Origin of the sequence: Sphingobacterium spiritivorum ATCC 33861, from assembly GCF_000143765.1 — a bacterium.
Lineage (GTDB): Bacteria > Bacteroidota > Bacteroidia > Sphingobacteriales > Sphingobacteriaceae > Sphingobacterium > Sphingobacterium spiritivorum.
Genome location: NZ_GL379770.1, coordinates 1,769,025 through 1,794,515, shown reverse-complemented (window position 1 = coordinate 1,794,515; position 25,491 = coordinate 1,769,025). Strand labels below are relative to the sequence as shown.

The window sequence follows — 25,491 nt, the reverse complement described above, 5'->3', positions numbered from 1 at the left end:
TCTGTTTTTACTGTCCGGAAGCTGGTACAAATCTTCCGGACAGTAAATTAATATTATAGCATTAAAATGTCACAGGTGTCGTTTTATTAAATCCTGTTTTAACAAAAGGTACCACTTGTGGGGTAAATACCTGAGGAGCAAAATCTGTTGTTTTAGTTGTCTTGTTGACAATCCACTGCGATCTCTTTTCAACAATAAACTTTAGCCTTTGCTCAGGTGAAAGACCAGGTAAAGTATAGTAGGTGATATGCTCACCTTCTTTTCCATTATTCTGGCGATATATACCTTTGATACGTACATTATTTCTGTTCTCAAAATCTTTGATAAATGGTCCGTCTTCTTCTATAATTTCCCAACGCGGATCTTTCGGACAACAGACAGATCCGTACTGTTCAGAGCGATAAGATACAAAGTGATCCTTAGGTACTTTAGGGTTCGTAAAATCAAGCTGAGGATGGTCATTTCCGGATATACGCATACTATCTACAAGTATCTGGTCTTCGACTCTTTTGATATGGTAATACACATTGGTCGTAGCCGGTTCCAGAACGATTCCGTTTTTGGTTGCATCCTCTGCGACACGCTGGTAAAATTCCCAGTCCGGAACAATTAAAATAAACTCCTTTACATCAGGAAAAAAAGATGCCGAATTTTTAAAGAGATCTACAGGCACTCTGGCAGATAAGAAGAATACATGTAATGTGTCCTGATGCTCTTTCAGTGGAATATCGATCAGATAATTATTTCCCTCATGCGCGACATGATGATCTTCTATCATGATGACATCACGATAAGCGGTATCTAAAAAATTGATTACCGTATCTCCCGTTGGAGAGGAAAGGGTAGAAGTCCCGGACTTTTGCAAATTCATACAACTGCATGCAAAAGCAAGTGCAGAAGACAGCGTAAAAACAACTAATTTTATCATTTCCGAATTTTCAATATTAACAGTTCATCAGTTACTTAGTTTTAAAGATATCACTGTTTATGATAATTGCGATATGCTGATTAATATTTGCAGGCAACGAGTTGATAAACGTAAGGTGTGAAGAAAAATATTATTGTATATATTGTAAAAAGTTGTGCTAATCTTCTATTTTTATGATATAACCCGATTAGAGATGAATAGAATAATAAACGGTATAATAATCGTTTGCTTTATGGCACTGGTTTCCTGCAGCACGTATAAATTTGTTGAAGGATCAGTATTAAAGAGTTGGACTGTCAAATCCGGAGAAGTAGCCGTCCTGAAGTCCTCAAAGTCTAAGATATACAGATTCCGGATTATCAACAATTCATATGAAGATAATGATCTGATTGTTAAAAATGCAGATGGTACATTTATACGACAAATTGCAAGTCATGATACTGCGGAGGTGAAAGCGGCACTGAATGATATTCGTATTGAAAACAGTGGCCAGAAAGATGCTATCTTTACACTAAGTGTCTTTCTGAACAGAGAGTCATTTAAAATGCCTGAAGTTAAAAAGCTAAAGCTTTGATTTAGCCTTCTATACCGGCAGAGAATGAAATATGCTTTTAATAGCACATTTCCTCACAGTTGTAACCAATTTTGTTTAAGAAAAGAATGATATCATCTCTCTGAAAAGACTGACCTTCTACGCGCAGGACATTATCACAGTCCATGAGATCAAAGTTAATAGCAAATCCGGGATACCTTTTGAGAAGTTGCTCGGTAATAAAATAAGCCATGTCAGAATTTTCAACGTCAGTTTTATATACTTTTATCATCATATCAGTTTTTTTAAAATTACAGAGAATTACTATTTTCGTTTGATTTTTGAAAAGGGATTAAACGACAACCCTATATTAAAATAGAATGCAGGATCGGGTTTTATTTTATAAATGTAGTCTTCAAATGATTTTTCCTTTTCAAAAACACGCGCTGTTGGAACTATTCTTACGCCTGTTTTCGCTGCTATAATAAAATAATTGCCAAGTAGATGCTCATAGACGAATCCGGAATTAATATCCATCTGGCTATACTGGTATTTTTGAGATGTGCCATCTATGTTATAGAGATAAAAAGAGTTACCATCCAATTCTGCGCCCATAGAAACCCTTCCCTTACGGAAAACATGTTTTCGGAGCATTAGATTTCTTGGCAGATTTATATCTGCAATGAATCCGTTATCAAATTCATGTTCATACAAAAATGTTGGAATAATAGGGATTAGAGCACTGGGGTCTATATTCCAAAGAAGTCCGATAGCCATTCTTGTTTGCCGGTTTGCCTTTAATATCATTGTTCCTGTTATTAAACCTCTGACCCTTTCAAAGTCTTTTTCACTACCATCAACAGCTACACTGGAGGAAAAGATGGTCATTTTGTTGAAAAATCTCGTAAAGTATGCCAGATTTACAGATGTATAATGAGCCTGATAATCATTTCTTTGTGTAGATTTGTCTGCCCCGGAGGTATAGGTGGGTTCAGATTCCGTCATGATGTATCGGTATCCGAGCGTTGTACCTAATGCCCACTTCTGTTTTTTGATCAGATTTAGATTGACGCCCACCATTGCCTGTGAAAAATTGGTCATTTTTCTATCCGGAAGATTTTCAGCAGCGATCTGAGCTGAGTAATTATAAGGAGTCAGATAGGAATACTCTGCATTAAAAGGCCTGAGCTCTTTGAATTTCAATGCAGCATAGGCAAGCGTCAGTTTTGTGATTTGTGCCTCTCTGGCAACACTGTCTGCGGATTGAGCCAACACGGTATTCATTGGTATGATAGAACATAAAGACAATGCTATTCGAATAGTGATGTTCATGTTTTAGTAATATGAAGATTGATTCTGTCCACAAAAAAAGCAGATATAGCAAAGCGATAATCTGTTTTTATACGAAACGGATTCTTTTTTATACCAAATGGACGTTCAGGTGCGGTTTTGTATAATAAACTCAGGTATTTGTATAATTTATATAGCTTGTCAGGTATATGTTTATATTTTTGTTCAGTTGATTTTAATCAACACAGCTCATATGAGGTACCGTTCACAAAAGATGACAGACAATCAGATTATTAATTTTATCGTTGATAAACGGTACAGGGTCTGGCGCCATATTACCCTTCTGATTACTCTTTTTTTACACCTTTATTATTCCACGTTTATAGATGCTGTAAATAATGATATTAATTATCCGGGATTGATAGCCGTGTTTATTACATTCACGATCATGTTTTATATTAATATATACATATTAGTGCCCACATTTTTTTTAAAAGCTGAGTATCCATTATATTTTTTATGCCTGATTATACTCGTAGTCACAGGTCTTACTTCTTTGGTTTTTACCTTCACTAATTATATAAAACCGCATGTAAATATTAAAGATACGTTCGAGATACATCGCTTTTACAATGGGGCAGTCATATCTATTATCATTATTCTCATAAGTACGCTGATCAAACTGATGCAGCGGTGGGTAAAAGATAACGAAAGAATAGCAGCACTGAGCAACCTGACTTTAAGTATGGAGCTGAACGAACTGAAAAACCAGATAAATCCACATTTCCTGTTTAATATTCTCAATAATATAAAAGCATTAACACGTAGCAATCCGGAAGCCGCGTCCGTGGTCATTATGAAATTGTCTGAATTTCTAAGGTACCAGTTGTATGAAAATAATGAGGATAAAACACTTTTAGTCTCCGAAATCAACTTTCTTTCCAACTTTGTAAATCTGGAAAAGATCAGAAGGGACAGCCTTTCCATTACGATACAGAATGATGTAGATCCTAAGATACTCAATAGTATTTTTATACCGCCCAATCTCTTCACTACCTTTGTAGAGAATGCGGTTAAGCATAACGTAAGTGTAGAAGATACGGATGCATATATCCGGATACAGATAACATTAGAGAACAGCAGACTGCAGTTTATCTGCAAAAATTCTAAAACAGCAGATTACCATAACCCCGACAAAAAGAACAGCGGATTAGGACTAAATAACATCAAAAGACGCTTACTGCTGTTGTACGATAAACAGTACAACCTGGATATCAACTCTTCTGATCATGAATACATTGTTAACTTAAGTATACCTGTATGAACTGCATTATAGTAGATGACGAACCTCTTGCGAGAGAAGAAATGCAGTCACTGATTTCAGAGGTTTCTGATATAGTGATTTCAGGGAAATTTTCGAATGCCAGTCAGGCACTTTCTTTTTTAAAAGATCACGATACAGATCTTATTTTTCTGGATATTCAGATGCCGTTCGTTACAGGTATTGATTTTGCTAAACAAATCTCGGGGCAGTGTCTTATTATCTTTACGACAGCTTATCCCCAGTACGCTCTGAAAAGTTATGAACTGGATGCATTGGATTATCTGTTGAAGCCTATAGAAAAAAAACGCCTGGAAAAGGCAATTCATAAGTTTATCAGCTATAAAAATCTTCTTTCCGATGCAACCGTGAAAAATACTGTAGAAGCTAATACAGAAGATTTTCTGTTTATAAAATCCGAGAGACGTTTTTACAAGATCTATTTTCAGGATATCCGGTTTGTAGAAGGACTGAAGGATTATGTGGTTATTTACACTAAAAGCCAGAAACTGATTACAGCTATGAATCTGAAAATTATGCATCAGAAATTGCCGGCCAGGAGCTTTCAGCGTGTCAGTAAATCTTATGTAGTCAATGTAGACTTTATAGATTCTTTTGATAACCATACCATTTATATGGATGAGAATGAAATTCCGCTGGGAGAGGTTTATAAAAAAGAATTCTTCGAAAGGTATTTGGGAGGACCTCTCAACTCACATAAATGAGTCTGTCTTTGCACAATGTTTTCACTGATTTCAGCGATATAATTCTATTAAATTATACTTTAATTTCGTAGATATTAATGCATTAAAAATCGACTTTATGTCCAGATTATATATTGTAATATTCCTGTCTCTGTTCTCATGTATCCCTGGTGCCGGTGCTCAGATTATCAATATCGGATATAAGTATGAAGAGAGAAGTATGTTCCAGACTACAATCAATATTCCATTTCTGATGGATAAAAATAAGCCTTACGAGTATATGGCAGGTCTGGATTACACCACTAAAAACGTGTTGGCCCCTTCAGGCATAACTCCTCAGCTGACAGGAGGATATTATATTATAGATGACAAACGTAAAAGCAATATCCTGTCCCTGCAACTGAGCGCCGGATATCTTTTCGATCTGAATAAGAACTTCCAAAATCAGGTCAGACTGTCTCCTCATTTATACTTTGAACTGAATGGTATCTTTAATTTCAAAGCAGGATATGACTTTTTGATGCCTCTGGAAAAAGGATATCCCTATGTATCAATAGGCCTCGGTGGCCTGCTGTCCCTCCGGCATATGAACATAGGATTCTGAGACCTGTGCAGATGATTGCGGCCTTATGATCTGCTCAATGCAGATATCGCTTCTTCTTTTGTTTTTACAAAGTTGATGCGACCTGTTTTATTGCTTTCATATATAAAATCCCGCAGACTATTGCTTGAATAAATCGAAAAATCACCTACTATCGCCATACGACCACTATAAGTAGAGAATTTCTGAAGAATATCGCCGGCAATGCCCGTTTTCAGATCAAAAAAATCCGGATGTACATGTGCGGCAGTTATTATAACGCTGTCCGCATCCTGATACTTACAATTCATAATAAGTTCTAAAGCATCCTGCGCATTATTTATTTCTATAGTATCAGATTGCAGTTCTGCTATTCGGATTTCGTTGATCGTTATAAAATCTATATTCATATTTAATAATAATTTGTCCTATTTCCGGACATATAGGTGGAAATCAGGGCTAAAACAAAGATAACCATCTTCCTGAAATAATTGTTCTCAGGAGAATATTAAATTAAAAATCATCCTGTTCATTACAAATAAGATGATTTCACACCTAACTATACGCTGATTATTTCTGTTGTGCTTCAGCCCAGGTTTTAAACTGGCTTATCGCTTTACTCAACACGCCCGCCGAACCTTTAAATTTTCCGGATCCGCTTGGAATATTTCCCTTTCCGTACCATTCGTAAAATCCCTGAGTGCGGATAACACGTTCAAGCATTGGGCGAACTTCTGTGTATGCTTCATGCGCAAATCCGTTTGCGATGAGTTGCTGGATCATTCTTCCTCCAAACCATGTCCAGTCACCACCATTCTGATATACAAAGGCTGTAGACATACCTCCTCTGAAAAATCCTTCAGGATAAGTCGGATATAATGTAAGTCCTATACTCGGCATCCCTGATAAACGTACATTTTCAACCATTTGCTTATTGACAACAGCTATTTCTTTTTTAGAGAGTACTCCGGCTTCTATAGCTATAGCAGTGCCACCGTGATAATGAATCTTGTTTTCATCAAATCCATCTGGCAGAGGTGATTTTCCGGGATAGATATGAGGGATAAATTTTTGATTTTTTGTATCCCAAAGATATTTTCGGATATTATTATGAATAGATTTTTGCAGCTTTTTCCATTGCTGTACCTCCGGAGCATGAGGGGCCACACTACATAAGTCTTTTAAAGCTATAATAAGCATAGCGTTATCATATACATCTATAGCTTCATTGGAAAGCTCGTTCCAGTCGCATCCAAAGTCGTCATGTGGCTGCACATCCCCCCAGTCTGCAGTCATAGCTCCATATAACAGTCCGTATTGTTTATTGTAACGCTCTCGCATCAGGTAATCAATCATTTTATTCATACGTGCCAGCACGGTCGTTCCTGCCACTTTTTCCTCCAGAATGGCATAGTCACCTATTTTACGGATGTATTTACAGACCAGCTGTATCAGAGAAGTTTCCTGATCCGTTTCCACTGTATTCTTAAAACCTACATGATCCGGAGCTGCTGCTGCATAATAAGGTGTATCATCATTCCATGTAAAATCCTTCTTCAGCACATATCCGTCCACCATCTCATCGTTTGGTTGCTGAAGAGCAAAGAATAGTAATATAGCTCCTCTGACATCTTCTTTAGAACGTTCTTCCAAAGCTGTTTCAATAAAAGTATTGAGATCTCTTGCCCATATCTGAGAGTAACCACTTCCGGCATTAAATCCTTCTTTTATAACAGACCGGGCTAAATTGTCTACATGTGTCAGTGAGGTATCAGTCAGGATAGCTGACGACAGTTTTTGATTTTCTAAGCGTTTGCTGGAATGGCAGCCAGTCAAAAATAACAAGCCGCAAAGCCAATAGAACATATTATTCATAATTATATAAAGGGTTATATGTATATACATGCAATAATACACATAATTGTAAAATAAGCAAGTGATGATTTGTAATAAAAGTATGGATAGATCAAATTAATTAGGTTTTAAAACAACGTTAGCTAAAAAGATAAAAATATAATATTTTTATTATTCGGAATTATAAAATATATTTGCTCTTATATGTATATACATTTATTGATTTTATTTGCTAAGAATAAATGATACCGGATATACAGATCTGAAATTATAAATTATGAAATATCCATGTAGTACAGACTGCACCAACACGAACGAATATACTTTGGATATTCCATATGACCATTGAAAATCAAATTATATACATATGAAATATATACTTCTCACCATATTGTCAGTCTGCACCTTTGTTATTAAAGTACCCGGACAAAATGCCGAAAAGCCTGTACGTTATGTAAATCCAAATATCGGTACAGCACATAGCCGCTATTTCTTTTACACACCCGCAGCTTTACCCTTTGGGATGGCCAAATTAGCTCCGAGTACAAATGGCAGTTATGGTAATGCTTCCGGATGGGAAGCCGTGGGCTACGATGACAGGCATCATTCTATTGCGGGTTTTTCCAATTTTCATGAATTTCAGATAGGAGGGGTTGTATTTGCACCGACTGTAGGAAAGGTAAAGACATATCCCGGAGTATTGGAAGATCCGCATTCGGGTTACAGATCCGCATTTGACAAAAAAGATGAATTCGCTACTGCCGGTTATTATCAGGTCGGACTAAAAGATTATGGCATTAAAGCAGAATTAACGGCCACAGCACGTGTGGGATTCCATCAGTATACTTTTCCGAAAACAGATTCGGCCAATATTATCTTTGACATCGGTCACAAAATGGGAGAGAGTGGACCTGTACTGGACGCTCAGGTAAGTTATAAAGACAACCATATCTCAGGCTACGTAGTGACGAAACCGGTATATGTAAAGAAGTATCAGGAATCGGCCACAGTGACTATGTATTTCTATGCAGAAATAGATAAGACGCCTGTTGCCTACGGTACATTTACAGACAGTACAACATATGCAGGAGAAAAAGAAAAACGTGGAAAAGGAGCAGGACTCTATCTGGTGTTCCATACAAGGGAAGGGGAGACTATCGGTATTAAAACCGGGCTTTCTTATACATCGATTGAAAATGCCAGATTAAATCTGATAAAAGAGGCTAAGGATCTGTATTTTGATCAAGCCAAAGAGCAGGCTTTGGAAAAATGGAATACAGCATTGTCACGTATTACAGTAAGCGGAGGTAAAGAATCTGATCGTATTAAATTTTATACCGGCCTCTACCATGCCTTGTTGGGCAGGGGGCTGGCCAGTGATATAAACGGCGCCTATCCCCGCAATGACGGTGGAATCGGTCAGATAGCACTTCGTAATAACGGTGATCCTGTCCATCATCATTACAATACGGATGCGATATGGGGAGCTTTCTGGAATCTGACACAATTGTGGGCGATTGCTTATCCGGAATATTACAACGACTGGATTCAGAGTCAGCTACTGGTCTATAAAGATGCAGGCTGGCTCGGAGACGGAATCGCAAACAGTAAATACGTATCCGGAGTGGGAACAAACTTTACAGGATTAGCCATCGCTGCAGCTTACAATATCGGTATACGGGATTATGATGTAGAACTGGCATATGAAGCAGCCCATAAAAATGAGCTTGTATCCGAAGGACGTATACCCGGCGCAGGTAAATTGGATGTAGGCGTGTTTGTCCGTCAGGGGTATTCACCATATCTCATAGACAAATCAGACAGCCCCGAACTCATGGTGCAAGGTTCGCCCTTCGGAGCCTCACATACTCTGGAATATGCTTTCTCCGCTTACGCCGTCGCTCAGTTTGCCAAGTCCTTAGGAAAAAATGAAGATTACCGGACACTGAACAGATTATCCAAAGGCTGGAAGCAACTGTATGACCCAAAAACCAAGTTTATAAGGCCTAAAGACGTTAACGGACAGTTTATAGATAAATTCAATCCTTATGAATCCTGGAGAGGATTTCAGGAAGGTAATGCCTGGCAATATACATTCTATGTACCACACACTCCTGAAGAACTGGTATCCCTTGTGGGGAAAGAAACATTTAATAAACGACTGGACAGTATTTTTACTATCTCCCGCAAGAATATATTCGGAGGAGGTACTCATATCGATGCTTTTGCAGGTATAGAAGGATTATATAACCACGGCAATCAGCCCAACTTACATATCTCCTGGCTATTTCATTTTGCAGGAAGACCAGATCTGAGCCAAAAATGGGTTAGAGCCATTTGTAATGAGTTTTACGGAACAGATGGTATACATGGATACGGCTATGGTCAGGATGAAGATCAGGGGCAATTAGGTGCATGGTACGTATTATCAGCGATGGGGCTGTTTGATGTTAAAGGCCTCACTTCTCCTGATGCCTCATTTCAGATTGGGGCGCCGTTGTTTGATCAGATAAAGATACAATTGCCTGAAGCAATACGTCAGAAACCGTTTACAATTACAACTCACGGACAAAATCCGGAAGCAATTTATATTAAGAATATGAACCTTAACGGAACAATACTCAAGAAGCCTGTGCTCCGCTTTGAAGATCTCCGCAAAGGCGGTCAACTGGATATTTATCTTAAAAGGTAATGCTAAAGACTGCGGATCATACAGATTAGGGATGATGTAACCTGAGCAGATCATATAACTTGTTATTTTGAGCAAACGATTGAGTTGGTTTGAAAACGCACTTTATGCCGTTTGCAGGCAATTTATCGCCAGAATATTACATTTCATTGAGGGCTTAAGACGTTTTATTGCTCTATTTTAGGACATATCTTATTCCAATAAATTATGAAAAAAATAGTACCTCTGTTGCTACTCATAATGGGTAGCTATGGCACTCTACAAGCTCAGTCCGCTGCAAAACTTAAAGAAACCTATAAAGAGCTAAGTATCTTTTCAGACCCTTTGGCGACTCAGTTAAGAAAGGGAATTAAAAGTGCCGATATTGCCAAAATCACAGATCCGCAGATCCGTCAGGTGGCCGAACAACTGCAATCAGGCAAATACGATAAAAACTACAGATTAGCATCCTATCATGCCATTTTATCTCCGTCCGAACTGGGCGAACAATTGTCCATAGGGGATGGCTACAGTAAATATCAGAATATCACAGGCATTTATTTGCCAATTGGCAAACAAACCATCCTTGTAGATGGAATTTCCCATGATAATCATATCAAATTAGTTGTTCCAAACTGGGACAGACATGCTCCGCAGGGGATCGATCCGACCAAAGATCCAAAAGGATGGGGAATAGAAAAACAGGAATTTGACCTGCGTAATGGAGTGAACCTTGTAGATATTAAAAATTTCGGAGGATTGGCATACATCACTTATTTTTCGGATAAGCCAAAAGAACAAATGCCTATACAGGTTCACTTTTTGAATGCAGCTGTAAATGGCTATTTTGATATCAGTAAACACAATGATCAGGACTGGAACAATCTGGTCGATCATGCAGTCTATCCTATAGTGGATGCTGTTGGGGAACACATACAAATAGCTTATCCAACGGAAGCAATTAAGAAGTATGCGTATGGTAAAGGTGTGGAACTGATCAGTAATTATGATTCATTGGTCTATCGTCAGCACCGTATATTAGGATTGATAAAGCACAACAGAGTGCCTGAAAACAAGATCCTTTCCCGTGTCAATTACAACTATTATATGTTCCGTGACGGAGACGGAGTGGCATATATGGGAGATAAACCCGGGTATGCCATGGCGATGGTCGTAGATCCTGCAAGCGTAATAAAAGGAGATCCTTGCTGGGGATTCAGTCATGAAGTAGGACATGTGCATCAGACGCGCCCATACCTCAGCTGGGGTGGTCTAGGAGAAGTGAGTAACAATATTTTTTCCCTCTACGTGACTACTTCATTTGGAAATAAAAGCCGTATTTCTGAACAAAATAACTATGAAAAGGTTCGTAACGAACTGTATGGAAAAGGTAAAAGTTACCTTCAGGACGGAGATGTGTTTAACCGGCTTGTGCCTTTCTGGCAATTGCAGTTATATTTTGCCGGGCAAGGTGTAAATCCTGATTTTTATCCGGATCTTTTTGAGGCTTTCCGCCAGCAGGCAGCCGTTGATCTCTCTAAAAACAGAAGGAGCAGAAGAAGTAATTTCATGGATAGAGGGCAAAACCCGGCCGTATACCAGCTCAATTTTGTAAAAACGGTTTGCGAAATTGGTAAAGTAGATTTAACTGAATTCTTTGACGGATACGGATTTTTCTATGTCGGCAAATTTGAGATGGATGATTATGGTAAATATAGCTATGAAATGACGCAGGCAATGGTGGACGAATGCAAAGCAGCAATACGTAACATGAATCTTCCGAAACCAAAGACTGATCTTTCCTTATTGAAGGATTAATCAGAGCGGACTGCTTTTATAGACAGTTTTCCTGACTGAAATAAAAATGGGCGCTGAAACAATTCAGCGCCCATTTTATATTAAACATCCATATCTTTCCGGTATTCTCTCGGACTCTTCTGCATAATCATTTTAAAGAACTTATTGAAATTTGTAAGATTTTGATACCCGCTTTGATAACAGATTTCAGAAATGGAAAGCTGCCTGTTCATCAGTAATTTGCAGGCGTGTCCGACTCTCATTTCATTGACAAATTTGGAAAAGGATTTTTGAGTATGCCTCTTAAAAAAGCGACAAAAAGCATTAGGAGTCATATTCACTATTTCAGCAGCCATACTCAGGGAGACCTCTTCTCTAAAATTTTGCATCACATAGATATATACATTGTTGATCCTGTTGGTGTCCTGCTCTCCAAATGTAGGTTTGTAACCTATAGAGGCCAGATTTTCACACTCATGGGTTTGATACAGGAGTTCAATCAGATTCAAAAAACCTGTTATTCTCGAAAAACTCTGTTTATGTACAAGAGATTTGATTTGGTGACTGGCTTTTTCTAATACTTTGCCGTAGAACCGCAATCCGCGCTGTGCTTTTTTTATAAAATGCTGCATGGAATAGATGGTAGATTGATCGTCAGTCAGTGTCAGCAGAAAATCTGCCGGAAAATAAATCACAATAGCTTTTGCACGTTCTTCATGTAAAGGATTGAGAAATACATCATCATTTCGCCAGATATGGGGGACATTCGGCCCCATCAATACCATATCACCAGCTTCAAAAGAAGCCACATGATTTCCTACTATACGCTTGCCGTAACTTTCTAAGATCAGTACCAACTCACATAGCTCATGAAAGTGTAGGGGATTACTCAAAAAGTTCTGGTCTACAAGTTTGATATGAATGGTTTTTTCACTGGGCGGTGACAATTCAATGAATTGCGCTTTCATAATTGATTATCGTTTGTAAATGATAATCAAATATATGAAATTGCGTCCTTAGTGAAACAATAATGATCTTTTTTGATGTAACAAAACTATATAAAGGAGTAAAAAGTTTTATTTTATGTGTATCCGGTTTTAGTTTACTATTTAGCCACCTTCTACCTTTGAAAGAACTCATCCAGCACAAATCTGAACCGCTAATTACGGTATACAATCAGGTTTTGTAAGGGTAAATTCAATACAAAAAAACAATCCGATGAAGATATATGATCCCTCAGAATTGACATGGAAAACAGATAAAGAATTGTTTAAGCGGATGCGAACCGAACTCTTTACGGCAGTAGTAGGCGATGTTATGGATCAGATTGGGCTATATCATCAGTTCTTACCTCCCTGTATCCGCGCTCTTCGTAACGACATGATCATTGTTGGGCGCGCTATGACTGTATTAGAAGCCGATGTATCATCACAGGGAGAAACCGGATTCCGAAATCCTGTATCAGCCAGCACATTCGGTTATATGCTGGAAGCTCTGGATGATCTGCGGGAAGATGAAATCTATATCTGCAGCGGAGCATCTCCGGATTATGCAGTATGGGGCGAGATTATGAGTGCCCGTGCTATACAATTAAATGCCGCCGGAGCAATTCTAAATGGGTATTCCAGAGATACAAATGGTATATTAGCATTAAATTTTCCTTGTTTCTCCTTGGGCGCCTATGCACAGGATCAGGCGCCCCGTGGAAAAGTAATAGACTGGAGAGTACCGATCTGCATAGATAAGGTCCGGATTGAAGACGGAGATCTTTTATTTGGAGATATAGACGGTGTCTGCGTAGTGCCAAAAGCAAAGGAAAAGGAAATATTAACCCGGGCATTTGAAAAAGCCAGAAGTGAAAAGATTGTCCTTCAGAAAATAACAGAAGGAATGACTGCAAAAGAGGCTTTTGAGAAATACGGAATTATGTAAACCTATGAAAATAAAAAAAATAGCCATCTGGATAGTGCTATGTGCTTTCCTTTCGTCAGCACAGGCACAACGGCATCTTCCTTTAACATATTTACCTCCTGTACCGGTTTCAGTGCAAGGTACAGACGAGGCCAGTCTATCACTGAACGGTATATGGAATTTCCGTACAGACCAATCGGCAACAGCAGCGATCAATGTTCCCGGCGAATGGGAAATGCAGGGATATCATGTAGCACCCGGAGAAAAGGCCATCTATGACAAAGAATTCACACTTCCTGCCTCATGGGTGGATAAACGTGTGGTAGTCCGCTTTGATGCCGTGAGTTCGCATGCTATAGTCAAGGTAAATGGTATCATGATAGGAGAGCACGAGGGAGGATTTGTAGCCTTCCATATGGATCTGACTTCAGCTATAAGACCCGGCAAGAATATACTTACAGTGGAAGTACGGGCGAATACGATCAGTGACATATTAGGCTGTGTATCTCAGTATGCTGCCCATACGGTCGGCGGTATATTGCGCAAAGTGACCTTATTTGCCCTTCCGCAAGTTTATATTGCCGATCTCAATGTAAACAGTACTTTCGACAATCAATACAAACACGCTAAACTGGACCTGAGTACCCAGATTGTTAATCATACCCGATCTGCACAATACGCAGGATTAAGGTACACACTGAAAGACAAAGACGGGAAAGTTGTGTTCGAAAAGAATATTTCAGAAAAATCTCTTAAAGCCCTGGAATCAAAACAGCTTGATATACGCATAGCTGTAGACAAACCCAATCACTGGACTGCAGAAACGCCCTATCTGTACGAGTTGACTACAGAACTGATGAACGATCGTCATATGATCCAGCGCAATGTTCAGAAAGTAGGTTTCAGAGAAATAAAAGTAGCGGGGAATCAATTGCTGATCAATGGCAAACCCATTAAACTAAAAGGAGTAAACCGCCATTCCATCCATCCCTTACTCGGCAGAGCATCTGATCCGGAGCTCGACCGCAAAGATGCAGCGCTGTTTCTAGCAGCGAACCTCAACTATATACGCACCTCACATTATCCACCTTCTGAAGAGTTTCTGCAGGCAGCTGACGAATTAGGCCTGTACGTGGAAAGTGAATCCGCTTTAAACTGGATTCAGCACCATGCCTCTCCGATCTGGCAACATTGGGATTACCAGGATCCTAAGTTTTTACCGCTGATGATACAGGCTAACAGAGAAAATGTCATGACGAATAAAAAGCATCCTTCTGTTATTCTCTGGTCATTAGGCAATGAATCCCGATGGAGCAAATTATGGGAGGAAGTGAACAGAACCGTTAAAATATTGGACAAAAGCAGGCTAACCGGTTTTCATGATCAGACATGGGGAGGGTTCAATAATGCAGGCAGCAAGGCGGATATAGCCAATTATCATTATCCCGGAATCAACGGACCCGCCATCACAGATACAGCCTCACGCCCCACACTTTTCGGAGAGTATGCACACTTATCTACGTACAACAGAAGGGAACTGCTGACAGATCCTGGGATAAGAGATCTGTTTAATGCACCCATGCTAAGTTTTTTTGATTCCATATATGTGCATAAGGCAAATCTCGGCGGAGCCGTATGGAGTGGAATTGATGATACCTTTCATCTTCCCGATGGAAGAATTGTCGGGTACGGACCATGGGGACCTTTAGATGGCTGGAGAAGAACAAAACCGGAGTACTATGGCATAAAGAAAGCATACTCGCCAATCCGGGTCAGCAATATAAAACGAACAAAAGACGGAATAATATGCACCATCCAGAATCGCTATGATTTCCGCTCTCTAGAAGATGTTAAGATAGTGGCATTGGTTGACGGAAAAGAAATTCAGCTGACTTCAACAATAAAACCACATGAAACAGGCGATATCCTTATTCCACAAGCAAATAATGCAGATACTGTTGAGATTATTTTTACAGATCCCAGAGGATTTGAAATTGAGCATGAGCTATTCACAGACAAGAAGCCTGTTAAGGAAGTATACGCATACAAACCCTTGTCTTTAAAAGAAGATTCAGCATTTATCTATATTACACAAGGCGATATAGATTACAGCATCAGCAAGACATACGGAGTGATCACTAGAGTCCGGAAAAACAAGGAACTGATTCTTACTAAAGGACCTTCATTAGCTATTATAGCTGCAAATACGGAAGACGGGGGCAAACCTAATGTGGCTGGAGAGACTTATCAGAATAATATTTATCCGCTCAAACACTACCCGTTATATACATTGTTTGCAAAAAATGTATCTGTAGAAAACATGAAAGATAGTATTCTTGTCAATCTTGATCTTTCCTATCAGCAGGGAGAGGGAAAACAACAATTTATCTTTACTAAAGATGGTCTTCTGAAAGTGAGGTATGAAATGGAGTATCTAAAAAGTGATATCCCGGTTTATCAGTATGGACTGATGATGGAACTGCCCCTCACTTTTGATGAGCTCACCTGGCACAGAGAAGGTCCCTTCAGTTATTATCCGCAAAACCATATCGGGCGGAATAAAGGATTTGCTAAGCTTAATGCAAATAACGTATATGAAGCTGAAGCGTACGGAAAACCCTTGGCAGCAGACTGGAAAGATGATGCAAATACATTGGGATCCAATGATTTCAGGTCTACAAAAGCCAATATCATCTCTGCAGAACTGAAACGGCATACACAAAGCAAAGTAAAAGTGATTTCCAATGGCAGGCAAGCATCCCGAAGCTGGAAACAAGACGAACATATTCAGTGGCTGATCGCAGATTATACAAATAACGGATCAGAACCTTTTTACGGAAGTCCCCACAGTAACGATCGTCTTACACTCCGGAAAGGAGATAAAATTAAAGGATCGCTCTTGCTGAAAATTGATTAGAAAAATGTAAATTACTACGATGGAGAAATCCGGACACGGGAGATCTTCCTATCTGTCTATCAGGTGTTTAGAACAGATGAAAAATATACGTATAAACCTTTTTTAATGAAGATAGTAGATGTTAAAGTCTGGTTGGTTGAAGGTGTAAAATACAACTGGACATTGCTGAAGATATATACAGACACCGGGCATACAGGCGTGGGAGAGGCAACCAACTGGCCCGGCAGTCCCATTGTTTTTGAAGCAGCAAAGCACGCAGGGCAACGGATCATCGGGCTGGATCCGATGCGAACCGATTTTATATGGACCAAATTGTATCGTGATCTGAACTGGATCGGACCTTATGGTGCCAGCATGTGTGCCATCAGCGGAATAGATATGGCATTACTGGATTTAAAAGCTAAAGTCCTGGGTGTACCCTGTTATGAACTTTTAGGAGGTGCTTTCAGGAAGGATATCCTGTTGTATGCTAACTATTGGTTTACAGGTGGCGGGCATAATAAGGCGGACTATGCTGCTCAGGCTCTGAAAGTAAAAGAAGCTGGTTTTACCGGACTAAAGTTTGATCCGTTTGCGCATACTAATTATTTATACGGAGAGGATCTTTCGTCCAATCTGACACTGACATCTGAGCAGCAGGAACTTGCATTCGAGGTCAGTAAAGCTGTTCGTGAAGCTGTCGGACCGGATGTTGATATTATGATCGAAACACATGCTATGCTCAACTTTCGGGTGGCAGTAAAAATGGCCGAACGCCTGTCTACGCTGGATATTACCTGGTATGAAGAACCGGCTGGTCCCGAAAGTGCTGATACATTGAGAGCTATGCGTGAACGAATCCCTTCCGGCGTTTCTATATGTGTTGGAGAGCGCCACTATACCAGACACGGCATTCGGCCGGTACTCGAAAAGAATGTTTGTGATATTATGATGCCCGATATTACACGTTGCGGAGGCCCTTCAGAGATGAAACGTATGGCTACGATGATGGAAGCATATAATGTATTGCTGGCCCCTCACAATCCCAATGGTCCGCTGTCAACTCTCGCAAGTGCACATGTATGTGCCGCAATACCAAACTTTTTCAGGCAGGAATTTATGTTTAATGATGTTCCCTGGCGGGATGAGGTTATCGATCAGCCTATAGCAGATATGATAAACAACGGTGTATTGACACTCAGTGAGCGCCCGGGACTTGGAGTTGATCTCATAGAGGAAGAAATGCAGAAACATCCCGGTATTCTGGAGCCCAGACCCGGATTTTACGTTTAGACACATGGCACTTACATTAGATTTAAAAGAAAAGAATGTCCTGATTACAGGTGGAATTTCAGGAATAGGATTAGGCGCAGCCATACAGTTTGCAAAAGCAGGTGCAAAAGTCATTGTTTGTGCTGATCTTTCTTTAAATAATGAACAGGTTCAGACATTTTATGAAGAACTGCATCTGTATAGCAACGATGTACATTATTATCAGACTGATGTAACGAATCATCTCGAAATAAAACAATTAGAACAAGATATCAGAAACCAATACGGGCGGTTAGATATACTGATCTCCAATGCCGGCAAAAACATATTTACTACCATATCCGGTTGTGATCAGGAAACCTGGAATACCAATCAAAAATTAAATCTGGAATCCCACTGGTTACTTGGTAAAGCAATGAGACCTATGCTGCAGGAGTCGGGACATGGAGTCATCATTATATTGTCCTCTAATCATGCTTATAGTTCTATGCAGGGTTGTTTTCCTTACAATGTGTCAAAAGCTGCACTCCTGGCTATGGTCAGGGCAATGGCAATAGAATGGGCACCATCCATTCGTACAGTTGGGATAGCTCCGGGATTTATCGATACACCCGGAAATCAACTGTGGTTTGATTCATTTGAAGACAGCCAAAAGGTAAGAATGGATACGATCGCTCTGCACCCTGTCAAGCGTCTGGGCACACCTGAACAGATAGGAGCATGGTGCGTGTTTTTATGCAGTGAATACGCAGCTTTTGCAAATGGTACAACCTACCTGATTGACGGTGGCAGAAGTGCATTAATGCAGGATTGAAACGCTATAAGCATAGCTTATAACCCGTCAGTGTAAACAAGACAGCAAAAATGTAATTCACATCGTTAAAATAGTGTCACTACCGGTCATTTTAGTTGTAGTGGTCCTCCCAAACTCTACCTAATTTTACAACTGTACACAGCTATACATGCTTTATGTTTTTTAATGAAGTACAGCTGTATATTATAAACCTTAATCTACTTATTATAAATCTGTTTTGAACAGCTTAATATCTTTAAGTCGATTTGCCAGTTGTAAATAAAAAATGATTAGAAAAATTATTGTGTTTGCAGTTTTACTGCTTCTTGTCATCGGAGTAGCCCTGTTAGCTTTTGCAAAAGAAGAACCTGTTGATTTTAGTACTGAAGTCAAACCTATACTGAATAAACATTGTATTACCTGCCACGGAGGAGTTAAGAAAAACGGAGGTTTCAGCATACTTTTTGAAAACGAAGCCTTTGCAAAAGCAGAGTCGGGTAAACCAGCCATTATTCGCGGAGATGCGGAGCATAGTGAATTCATTAAAAGATTAACCCATGAAGATCCGGAACTCCGTATGCCTTATAATGCGGCTCCGCTCAGTGAAGCTGAGATCGATATTCTCAAAAGATGGGTAAATGAAGGCGCTAAATGGGGAGAGCATTGGGCATATACCTTGCCCAAAGAAGTGGAAGTACCCAAACCATTTTCATTTGCCAGACTATTCGGAAAGTACCCATCAGGAATTTCAAATGATATTGATTATTTCGTACAAGACAAATTCAGCGACAAGGGATTGAAGTTTTCCGATGAAGCGGATAAGCAAACCCTGTTAAGAAGAGTATATCTGGATCTGACCGGAGTACCGCCTACCTGGGAAGAGATCCGCAGTTTTGAAACAGATACCCGTGAAGACGCATATGAAATACGTGTTGACAGCTTGCTCTCATCATCCCGATACGGCGAAAAATGGGCCTCATGGTGGTTAGACATGGCCAGATATGCGGATACAAAAGGTTATGAAAGAGACGAATCCAGACAGATATGGAAGTACAGAGACTGGGTCATAAAAGCTTTTAATGCAGACAAACCCTATGATCAGTTCACGATTGAACAACTGGCCGGCGATCTGTTGCCGGAGCCTACAAAAGATCAGCTTATAGCTACAGCCTTTCACCGCAATACCATGAACAATGATGAAGGCGGTACAGATAGCGAAGAATTCAGAGTGTCGTCTGTATTAGACCGGGTCAATACGACCTATCAGGTATGGCTGAGTACCACATTCGAATGCGTTCAATGTCATAGCCACACCTATGATCCGTTCAAATTTGAGGAATACTATAAATCTGTTGCTTTTTTTAACAATACAAGGGATGAAGACACCTACGGTGACCACCCCAAACTACGCTTTTACACAGCTGATGATGAAAGAAGACTGGATAGTATAAAAGACTGGATCAGTCAGACTGGCAATCCGCAGTTGGTCCGTTCAGCAGAGCTTTTTCTTCACACTTTAGAACCCAAAGTACACGCACATTACAGCGATCAGATCAGCAACGGAGCCCTGTATGACACCAAATGGCTGGGATTGCGTAACGGTGGAAATGCAAGGCTGAAGAACATAACCTTGAATGGTAAGAAACTATTCTTTCTGAATTACTGGACATCTGCTCCGGGCGGAAAGCTGGAAATCAGAAAAGACGGTCTTAAGGGCCAGATACTTACCAGTATTGATCTTCCGGCTACGCAGGGAAGACAGGTAATTCATGTTCCGATTCCGGAAACATCTGGTGTACATGATCTTTACCTGCTTGCAAAAAATCCGTCCGTAAAAACAGATGAGACTGTCCTTATGATCGAATGGTTTGCGTTCAGAGAAGGATTTCCAGATATGGATAATCCAAAAAGCCGGGATATGGAACGTACTTTCATGCAACTGGTAAATATGAACCCTGAAAGTGTGCCCGTTATGATAGAAAACCCTAAAGAGATGGCTCGCACAACCTATGTATTTGAACGCGGCAACTGGATGGTACACGGAGACGCTGTCACACCGGCAGTCCCGGCTGTTCTCAATGATTTTCCTAAAGGCGCACCGAATAACAGACTGGGATTCAGTCAATGGATCGTAAGCAAAGAAAATCCACTCACGGCCCGCACATTGGTCAATAGAGTATGGGCTCAGCTTTTCGGAAGAGGATTAGTCGAACCGCTGGGGGACATGGGCACTCAGAGTATTCCTCCTGTACATCGCGAACTGCTGGATTACCTTTCACTCAAAGTAATGAATGAGATGAACTGGAGTATCAAATCGCTTGTCCGCGAAATGGTGACATCTTCCACGTACAAACAATCTTCAGGCTTAAATAATAATCAGGTAGACAAAGATCCGGAAAACCGGTATTGGGCACGGGGACCACGTTTCCGTCTTTCTGCTGAACAGATCAGGGATCAGGCTCTTGCAGTCAGTGGTCTGCTTAGCGACAAAATGTATGGTCCCGGTGTCATGCCTCATCAGCCGGAAGGCGTATGGATGACGGTATACAGCGGTGAAGCATGGACCAAAAGTACCGGTGAGGATCAGTACAGACGTGGTATATACACCTTCCTGAAGCGAACCAGTCCTTATCCGTCATTTATCTCATTTGATGCTTCCAGCCGGGAGGTTTGTCTGGTAGACCGTATCCGGACAAATACACCGCTACAGGCATTGACGACACTGAATGACCCTGTCTACCTGGAAGCGGCCAAAGCGCTGGCTAATCAGATGGAAAAAGATGCTAAAGGTAATATCCGGCAACTTGTATCATCCGGATACCGGCGAACCATGTTTAAAGACCCTGCTGAAGATAAACTGATCGCTTTGGAAAAACTATATCATCAGGCACTGAATAATTTTAAATCCCATCCGGAAGCAGCCACTAAGTTCCTGAGCATAGCGCCTGCCGGTAATAAAAATCGGCAACAGATCGCAGCTAAAGCTGCAAGTACTGTAGTAGCAAATGCATTGTTGAATCTGGATGAATTCTTAACCAAATCCTAAAAAGTATGGTAGACTTAGATAAATTGATGCGTGAAGCACAACAATACAAATTGCAGGCTGTTACCCGAAGGCATTTTCTGAAAGACTGTGTGGCGGGAATAGGGAGCATTGCACTTGGCAGTCTGTTAGCCAGTTGTGGCGGAAGTGCTCAGGGAGATGCTCCGCTTAATCTGAATGCATTGAATCCGATGATCCCGCGTGCACCGCATTTTCCGGCAAAAGCCAAAAGTGTAATTTATCTGCATATGGCCGGAGCTCCTTCACAGCTCGAACTTTTTGACTATAAGCCGGAACTGCACAAGTTACATAACAAGCCATGCCCGGATTCCCTGTTGAAAGGTAAAAAATTTGCATTTATCCGGGGTACACCTAATATGCTTGGTCCACAGGCTACATTTGCGCAATATGGAGAAAGCGGGGCATGGATATCCGATCACTTACCGCATTTCAGCAAAGTAGCGGATGAGGTCAGCTTTTTAAAAGCGGTACATACAGACCAGTTCAATCACGGACCGGCTCAGCTGTTTATGCACACGGGAAGTGCCCGGCTCGGAAGACCGAGTATCGGTTCATGGGTGACATACGGCCTCGGATCGGAAAACAGTAACCTCCCGGGATTCGTGGTGCTGACATCCGGAGGAAAAACTCCGGATGCAGGTAAAAGTGTGTGGGGGAGCGGATTTCTGCCGTCTGTATATCAGGGTGTACAATGTCGCTCCAAAGGAGATCCGGTCTTATATATTGCCGATCCGGACGGAATGGGAAGAGATCTTAAAAAACACACGATAGATGCTATCAACAAAGTGAATATGGATGAGTATGAAACCTACAAGGATCCGGAGACACTATCCCGCATCGCACAGTATGAAATGGCTTATAAAATGCAGGTTGCAGTACCCGAGGTAATGGATATTGCATCTGAACCGGAGTATATACATGAGTTGTATGGAACACAGCCGGGTAAAGAATCTTTTGCAAACAATTGCCTGCTCGCACGCAAGCTTGTGGAACAGGGAGTACGTTTTGTACAATTATTTGACTGGGGATGGGATAGTCACGGCACCAGTGCTTCAGATTCTATAGATCTGGGATTCAGGAATAAATGCAGGGAAATAGATCGTCCGATGACAGCTTTGATTATGGATCTCAAACAACGGGGATTGCTGGATGAAACTCTTGTTGTATGGGGCGGTGAATTCGGACGTACACCTATGCAGGAGAACAGAGATAATCGCGATATGCCTTTTATGGGCCGAGACCATCATACAGATGCCTATACCATCTGGATGGCAGGAGGTGGTATACGCAAGGGTGTGACCTACGGAGAGACTGACGAAATTGGATTTACAGCAGTCAGCGGCAGGTCTTCGGTACATGATGTACATGCGACCATGCTCCATCTGCTGGGCTTTGACCACGAAAAGTTTACGTATGAGTTTCAGGGACGTCCGTTCAGACTTACAGATGTAGAAGGAAATCTCATCAGCGATATCATATAACCAATAGATTATGGGGAAAATAAAACTATTAATTACAGCTATTCTGGCTTTATTAGCAATGCAGCATTTGCAGGCTTCAGCAACATTTAAAATTCGTTTTTATGCAACAAACTGGGGCATGAATCAATCCTGGGACAGCTATTGTGAACAAGTCAAAAAAGCCGGATACGATGGTCTGGAAGTCTGGGTTCCGGGAAGCAAAGAGGAACAAAAGCAAATGTTTGATGCATTCCGAAAATATAATCTGGCCTACGCTTTCTTAAGCGGGGGCGGAGGTGCAACTTTCGAACAATACTACGACAGCTATGTGAAAAATGTGGAAATGGCTGTGCAGCTGAAACCGGATTTTGTCAATTGCCATACAGGAAAAGATTACTTCACATTTGAGCAGAATAAAAAACTGATCGAAGCTGCAGATGTTATCAGTAAAAAATATAATATTCCGGTTATGCACGAAACTCATAGGGGCAGATTTAGTTTTGCTGCACATATAACAAGACAGTTCTTAGAACAGATTCCACAATTACAGCTTACACTCGATATCTCTCACTGGTGTAATGTTCATGAATCACTCTTAAGCGATCAGACCGAAACAGTTGCAATGGCACTCGCCCGTACCGGACATATTCATGCCCGTATAGGCCAGCCGCAAGCGCCTCAGGTCAATGATCCGGCTGCTCCCGAATGGAAAAGTACAGTAGATCAACATCTGACCTGGTGGGATGAAGTGGTCCGCTTGCGTAAAGAAGCAGGAAAAAATCAGCTGACAATCACAACTGAATTTGGACCTTCCGGATATTTACCAACATTGCCCTATACCCAACAACCAGTCGCAGATCAGTGGAGTGTGAATGTATATATGCTTAACCTATTGAAGTCCCGATACCAACAATAATGATCTTTATAGAAGAATTACTTAGTTTCACAGGTCGCTGGCATCCTGTATTGGTTCATTTACCTATCGGCATGCTGTTGCTGGCCTTTATATTTGCTGTATTTGCACGCTTTGAGCGCTACCGCTATTTGTCTTCAGCAATTCCGTTCTCCCTACTTTTCGGAGCCGGAGCCGCTATTCTAACCTGCATAACAGGCTATCTGTTGTCACTTGACGGTGGATACGATACTTCGGTCTTGAGTTTTCATCAGTGGTTGGGGATTGCCGTGGCTGTCTTGAGTTTCTGGACATATACACTATACAAATCAGCTCATACAGATACGGGGCTGTGGGCGAAACTGGTAAAATATCGGTTTTTCTTTCTGGTAACCGTCGTAGCTTTATTAGGAGCTACAGGCCATTTTGGAGGAACACTTACACATGGAAAAGGATATATGAAAGATGCCCTTCCTTCGGCAATCAAGAAAATTGCAGGGATTCAGGCCGGGGAAGAAAAACTGATGCTGCTTGAAAATGTTCAGGAGGCACCTGTCTATGATGCCATAATCCAGCCTATTCTTCAGCAACGCTGTCAAAGCTGTCACGGAGACAAAAAAAAGGAGGGTGGTCTGGCCCTGCACAATCGGGAAAGCATATTAAAAGGAGGGGAGGAAGGATCTGTATTGGTAGCCGGAAAACCGGATAAAAGTGAATTGTATGCCCGTCTTATTCTGCCGGAAGGTCACGAAGGACGTATGCCACCAAAAGGCAGAACTCCCATCAGTGCCGAGCAAATACAACTTATTGGCTGGTGGATAGAGCAGGGAGCAGATTTTGAAAAGAAAACAAAAGACCTCAAACAGAATGATAAAATTGCAGCAATATTAAAGAGTCTGGAAGAAGGAGACTCGTCTTCCAAATCAGCATATGCTGCATTGCCTGATGCGCCGTCACTACCCGAAGATGCTATACAGCAATTACAGCTAAAAGGCATAAAAGTAATTCCTTTATCCGCAGACAATAACTATGTCATGGTCAACGCAATCAATTATCCGGAGTTTTCAGATGCCGATATGCAGGATCTGTTAAAGATGAAAGATAATATTGTCCAGTTAAAACTGGGGCATACTGCAATTTCCGACAAAGCCTTGTCAGAGATCGCAAAACTACCTGTACTCATGAAACTTCATCTGGAACATACCGCCATTACAAATGAAGGATTAAAATATCTGAAAGGACATAAGAATCTATATTACATAAATTTATATAAAACAAAAGTATCTGATGAAGGACTATCTTATCTGCAGAATATACCCAGGTTGGAACAGGTATATGTTTATCAGACAGGGGTAACACCTGGAGGTATAGATAAAGTTCGGCAAACCTTATCAAAATCAAATGTCGATACCGGAAACTATCAACTGCCATTTTTGGCAACAGATACAACCAGATATCAATAAAATGAGTTAGTCTGATTTTGTGTTAAAGAATACACAGTAATAGCCTGTATAATGTATAATAGTCAG

20 protein-coding genes are annotated in these 25,491 nt (G+C 40.7%); 14 read left to right on the top strand and 6 right to left on the bottom strand.

The genetic code is table 11. The features are described 5' to 3' along the window. Window positions 1–61: 61 nt before the first annotated feature. Window positions 62–928, bottom strand: a complete 867-nt coding sequence (locus tag HMPREF0766_RS07900) for a hypothetical protein (RefSeq protein WP_236590502.1) — start codon at window positions 926–928, stop codon at window positions 62–64. Window positions 929–1,121: 193 nt separating this feature from the next. Here HMPREF0766_RS07900 and HMPREF0766_RS07895 point away from each other — a divergent pair, with 193 nt between their 5' ends. Next, entirely contained in the window at window positions 1,122–1,502 is a 381-nt protein-coding gene (locus HMPREF0766_RS07895) for a hypothetical protein (protein ID WP_002995424.1), read from the top strand. A gap of 37 nt (window positions 1,503–1,539) precedes the next feature. On the opposite strand, the gene HMPREF0766_RS07890 is transcribed toward HMPREF0766_RS07895, so the two are convergent. Both HMPREF0766_RS07890 and HMPREF0766_RS07885 read right to left on the bottom strand, forming a co-directional pair. Beyond that, window positions 1,540–1,755, bottom strand: coding sequence for a hypothetical protein (locus HMPREF0766_RS07890; RefSeq protein ID WP_002995422.1), 216 nt, complete (start codon window positions 1,753–1,755; stop codon window positions 1,540–1,542). Between the two features lie 29 nt (window positions 1,756–1,784). After that, complete coding sequence (locus HMPREF0766_RS07885; RefSeq protein WP_236590503.1) at window positions 1,785–2,792, bottom strand: DUF6268 family outer membrane beta-barrel protein; 1,008 nt, start codon at window positions 2,790–2,792, stop codon at window positions 1,785–1,787. A gap of 211 nt (window positions 2,793–3,003) precedes the next feature. Between HMPREF0766_RS07885 and HMPREF0766_RS07880 the strand changes: the two genes are divergently transcribed. From HMPREF0766_RS07880 to HMPREF0766_RS07870, 3 genes are all read left to right on the top strand, one after another. Next, complete coding sequence (locus HMPREF0766_RS07880) at window positions 3,004–4,074, top strand: sensor histidine kinase (RefSeq protein WP_037459737.1); 1,071 nt, start codon at window positions 3,004–3,006, stop codon at window positions 4,072–4,074. Continuing rightward, window positions 4,071–4,796 carry a LytR/AlgR family response regulator transcription factor gene (locus HMPREF0766_RS07875; RefSeq protein ID WP_002995415.1) on the top strand — a complete coding sequence of 242 codons (726 nt, stop codon included), beginning with the start codon at window positions 4,071–4,073 and terminating at the stop codon, window positions 4,794–4,796. The genes HMPREF0766_RS07880 and HMPREF0766_RS07875 overlap by 4 nt, the downstream gene beginning before the upstream one ends. A 97-nt stretch (window positions 4,797–4,893) precedes the next feature. After that, window positions 4,894–5,379 carry a hypothetical protein gene (locus HMPREF0766_RS07870; protein ID WP_002995413.1) on the top strand — a complete coding sequence of 162 codons (486 nt, stop codon included), beginning with the start codon at window positions 4,894–4,896 and terminating at the stop codon, window positions 5,377–5,379. A 23-nt stretch (window positions 5,380–5,402) separates the two neighbouring features. Here HMPREF0766_RS07870 and HMPREF0766_RS07865 read toward each other — a convergent pair whose 3' ends face one another. After that, on the bottom strand, window positions 5,403–5,765 hold the full coding sequence (locus tag HMPREF0766_RS07865) for a DUF4180 domain-containing protein (protein WP_002995411.1): 363 nt from the start codon (window positions 5,763–5,765) through the stop codon (window positions 5,403–5,405). Window positions 5,766–5,925: 160 nt separating this feature from the next. Next, window positions 5,926–7,230, bottom strand: a complete 1,305-nt coding sequence (locus tag HMPREF0766_RS07860; protein WP_037459735.1) for a glucosidase family protein — start codon at window positions 7,228–7,230, stop codon at window positions 5,926–5,928. Window positions 7,231–7,576: 346 nt separating this feature from the next. Here HMPREF0766_RS07860 and HMPREF0766_RS07855 point away from each other — a divergent pair, with 346 nt between their 5' ends. Both HMPREF0766_RS07855 and HMPREF0766_RS07850 read left to right on the top strand, forming a co-directional pair. Beyond that, on the top strand, window positions 7,577–9,901 hold the full coding sequence (locus tag HMPREF0766_RS07855) for a GH92 family glycosyl hydrolase (protein WP_002995407.1): 2,325 nt from the start codon (window positions 7,577–7,579) through the stop codon (window positions 9,899–9,901). A gap of 204 nt (window positions 9,902–10,105) precedes the next feature. Continuing rightward, window positions 10,106–11,695: a M60 family metallopeptidase gene (locus HMPREF0766_RS07850; protein WP_002995406.1), complete on the top strand. Its 1,590-nt coding sequence runs from the start codon at window positions 10,106–10,108 to the stop codon at window positions 11,693–11,695. Window positions 11,696–11,775: 80 nt separating this feature from the next. On the opposite strand, the gene HMPREF0766_RS07845 is transcribed toward HMPREF0766_RS07850, so the two are convergent. Next, entirely contained in the window at window positions 11,776–12,642 is an 867-nt protein-coding gene (locus tag HMPREF0766_RS07845) for an AraC family transcriptional regulator (protein ID WP_002995402.1), read from the bottom strand. Window positions 12,643–12,892: 250 nt separating this feature from the next. Here HMPREF0766_RS07845 and HMPREF0766_RS07840 point away from each other — a divergent pair, with 250 nt between their 5' ends. From HMPREF0766_RS07840 to HMPREF0766_RS07805, 8 genes are all read left to right on the top strand, one after another. Beyond that, entirely contained in the window at window positions 12,893–13,606 is a 714-nt protein-coding gene (locus HMPREF0766_RS07840; protein WP_002995399.1) for an RraA family protein, read from the top strand. Window positions 13,607–13,610: 4 nt separating this feature from the next. Then, window positions 13,611–16,502, top strand: a complete 2,892-nt coding sequence (locus tag HMPREF0766_RS07835) for a glycoside hydrolase family 2 TIM barrel-domain containing protein (protein ID WP_002995396.1) — start codon at window positions 13,611–13,613, stop codon at window positions 16,500–16,502. Between the two features lie 105 nt (window positions 16,503–16,607). After that, window positions 16,608–17,774 carry a mandelate racemase/muconate lactonizing enzyme family protein gene (locus HMPREF0766_RS07830; RefSeq protein ID WP_002995393.1) on the top strand — a complete coding sequence of 389 codons (1,167 nt, stop codon included), beginning with the start codon at window positions 16,608–16,610 and terminating at the stop codon, window positions 17,772–17,774. Between the two features lie 4 nt (window positions 17,775–17,778). Beyond that, complete coding sequence (locus HMPREF0766_RS07825) at window positions 17,779–18,567, top strand: SDR family NAD(P)-dependent oxidoreductase (RefSeq protein WP_002995391.1); 789 nt, start codon at window positions 17,779–17,781, stop codon at window positions 18,565–18,567. Between the two features lie 265 nt (window positions 18,568–18,832). Further along, window positions 18,833–21,592, top strand: coding sequence for a DUF1553 domain-containing protein (locus HMPREF0766_RS07820; protein ID WP_002995389.1), 2,760 nt, complete (start codon window positions 18,833–18,835; stop codon window positions 21,590–21,592). 5 nt (window positions 21,593–21,597) lie between these two features. Further along, on the top strand, window positions 21,598–23,091 hold the full coding sequence (locus tag HMPREF0766_RS07815; protein ID WP_002995386.1) for a DUF1501 domain-containing protein: 1,494 nt from the start codon (window positions 21,598–21,600) through the stop codon (window positions 23,089–23,091). A gap of 10 nt (window positions 23,092–23,101) precedes the next feature. After that, on the top strand, window positions 23,102–23,986 hold the full coding sequence (locus HMPREF0766_RS07810) for a sugar phosphate isomerase/epimerase family protein (protein ID WP_002995376.1): 885 nt from the start codon (window positions 23,102–23,104) through the stop codon (window positions 23,984–23,986). After that, window positions 23,986–25,425 carry a c-type cytochrome domain-containing protein gene (locus HMPREF0766_RS07805; RefSeq protein WP_002995373.1) on the top strand — a complete coding sequence of 480 codons (1,440 nt, stop codon included), beginning with the start codon at window positions 23,986–23,988 and terminating at the stop codon, window positions 25,423–25,425. Before HMPREF0766_RS07810 ends, HMPREF0766_RS07805 begins: the two co-directional genes overlap by 1 nt. The last annotated feature ends 66 nt before the right edge of the window (window positions 25,426–25,491 follow it).

Coding starts and splice junctions, on each gene's coding strand:
- HMPREF0766_RS07825 (WP_002995391.1), top strand. CDS start 17,779: ATGGCACTTACATTAGATTTAAAAGAAAAGAATGTCCTGATTACAGGT.
- HMPREF0766_RS07900 (WP_236590502.1), bottom strand. CDS start 928: ATGATAAAATTAGTTGTTTTTACGCTGTCTTCTGCACTTGCTTTTGCA.
- HMPREF0766_RS07850 (WP_002995406.1), top strand. CDS start 10,106: ATGAAAAAAATAGTACCTCTGTTGCTACTCATAATGGGTAGCTATGGC.
- HMPREF0766_RS07865 (WP_002995411.1), bottom strand. CDS start 5,765: ATGAATATAGATTTTATAACGATCAACGAAATCCGAATAGCAGAACTG.
- HMPREF0766_RS07870 (WP_002995413.1), top strand. CDS start 4,894: ATGTCCAGATTATATATTGTAATATTCCTGTCTCTGTTCTCATGTATC.
- HMPREF0766_RS07815 (WP_002995386.1), top strand. CDS start 21,598: ATGGTAGACTTAGATAAATTGATGCGTGAAGCACAACAATACAAATTG.
- HMPREF0766_RS07835 (WP_002995396.1), top strand. CDS start 13,611: ATGAAAATAAAAAAAATAGCCATCTGGATAGTGCTATGTGCTTTCCTT.
- HMPREF0766_RS07855 (WP_002995407.1), top strand. CDS start 7,577: ATGAAATATATACTTCTCACCATATTGTCAGTCTGCACCTTTGTTATT.
- HMPREF0766_RS07805 (WP_002995373.1), top strand. CDS start 23,986: ATGATCTTTATAGAAGAATTACTTAGTTTCACAGGTCGCTGGCATCCT.
- HMPREF0766_RS07840 (WP_002995399.1), top strand. CDS start 12,893: ATGAAGATATATGATCCCTCAGAATTGACATGGAAAACAGATAAAGAA.
- HMPREF0766_RS07810 (WP_002995376.1), top strand. CDS start 23,102: ATGGGGAAAATAAAACTATTAATTACAGCTATTCTGGCTTTATTAGCA.
- HMPREF0766_RS07830 (WP_002995393.1), top strand. CDS start 16,608: ATGAAGATAGTAGATGTTAAAGTCTGGTTGGTTGAAGGTGTAAAATAC.
- HMPREF0766_RS07875 (WP_002995415.1), top strand. CDS start 4,071: ATGAACTGCATTATAGTAGATGACGAACCTCTTGCGAGAGAAGAAATG.
- HMPREF0766_RS07885 (WP_236590503.1), bottom strand. CDS start 2,792: ATGAACATCACTATTCGAATAGCATTGTCTTTATGTTCTATCATACCA.
- HMPREF0766_RS07895 (WP_002995424.1), top strand. CDS start 1,122: ATGAATAGAATAATAAACGGTATAATAATCGTTTGCTTTATGGCACTG.
- HMPREF0766_RS07880 (WP_037459737.1), top strand. CDS start 3,004: ATGAGGTACCGTTCACAAAAGATGACAGACAATCAGATTATTAATTTT.
- HMPREF0766_RS07820 (WP_002995389.1), top strand. CDS start 18,833: ATGATTAGAAAAATTATTGTGTTTGCAGTTTTACTGCTTCTTGTCATC.
- HMPREF0766_RS07845 (WP_002995402.1), bottom strand. CDS start 12,642: ATGAAAGCGCAATTCATTGAATTGTCACCGCCCAGTGAAAAAACCATT.
- HMPREF0766_RS07890 (WP_002995422.1), bottom strand. CDS start 1,755: ATGATGATAAAAGTATATAAAACTGACGTTGAAAATTCTGACATGGCT.
- HMPREF0766_RS07860 (WP_037459735.1), bottom strand. CDS start 7,230: ATGAATAATATGTTCTATTGGCTTTGCGGCTTGTTATTTTTGACTGGC.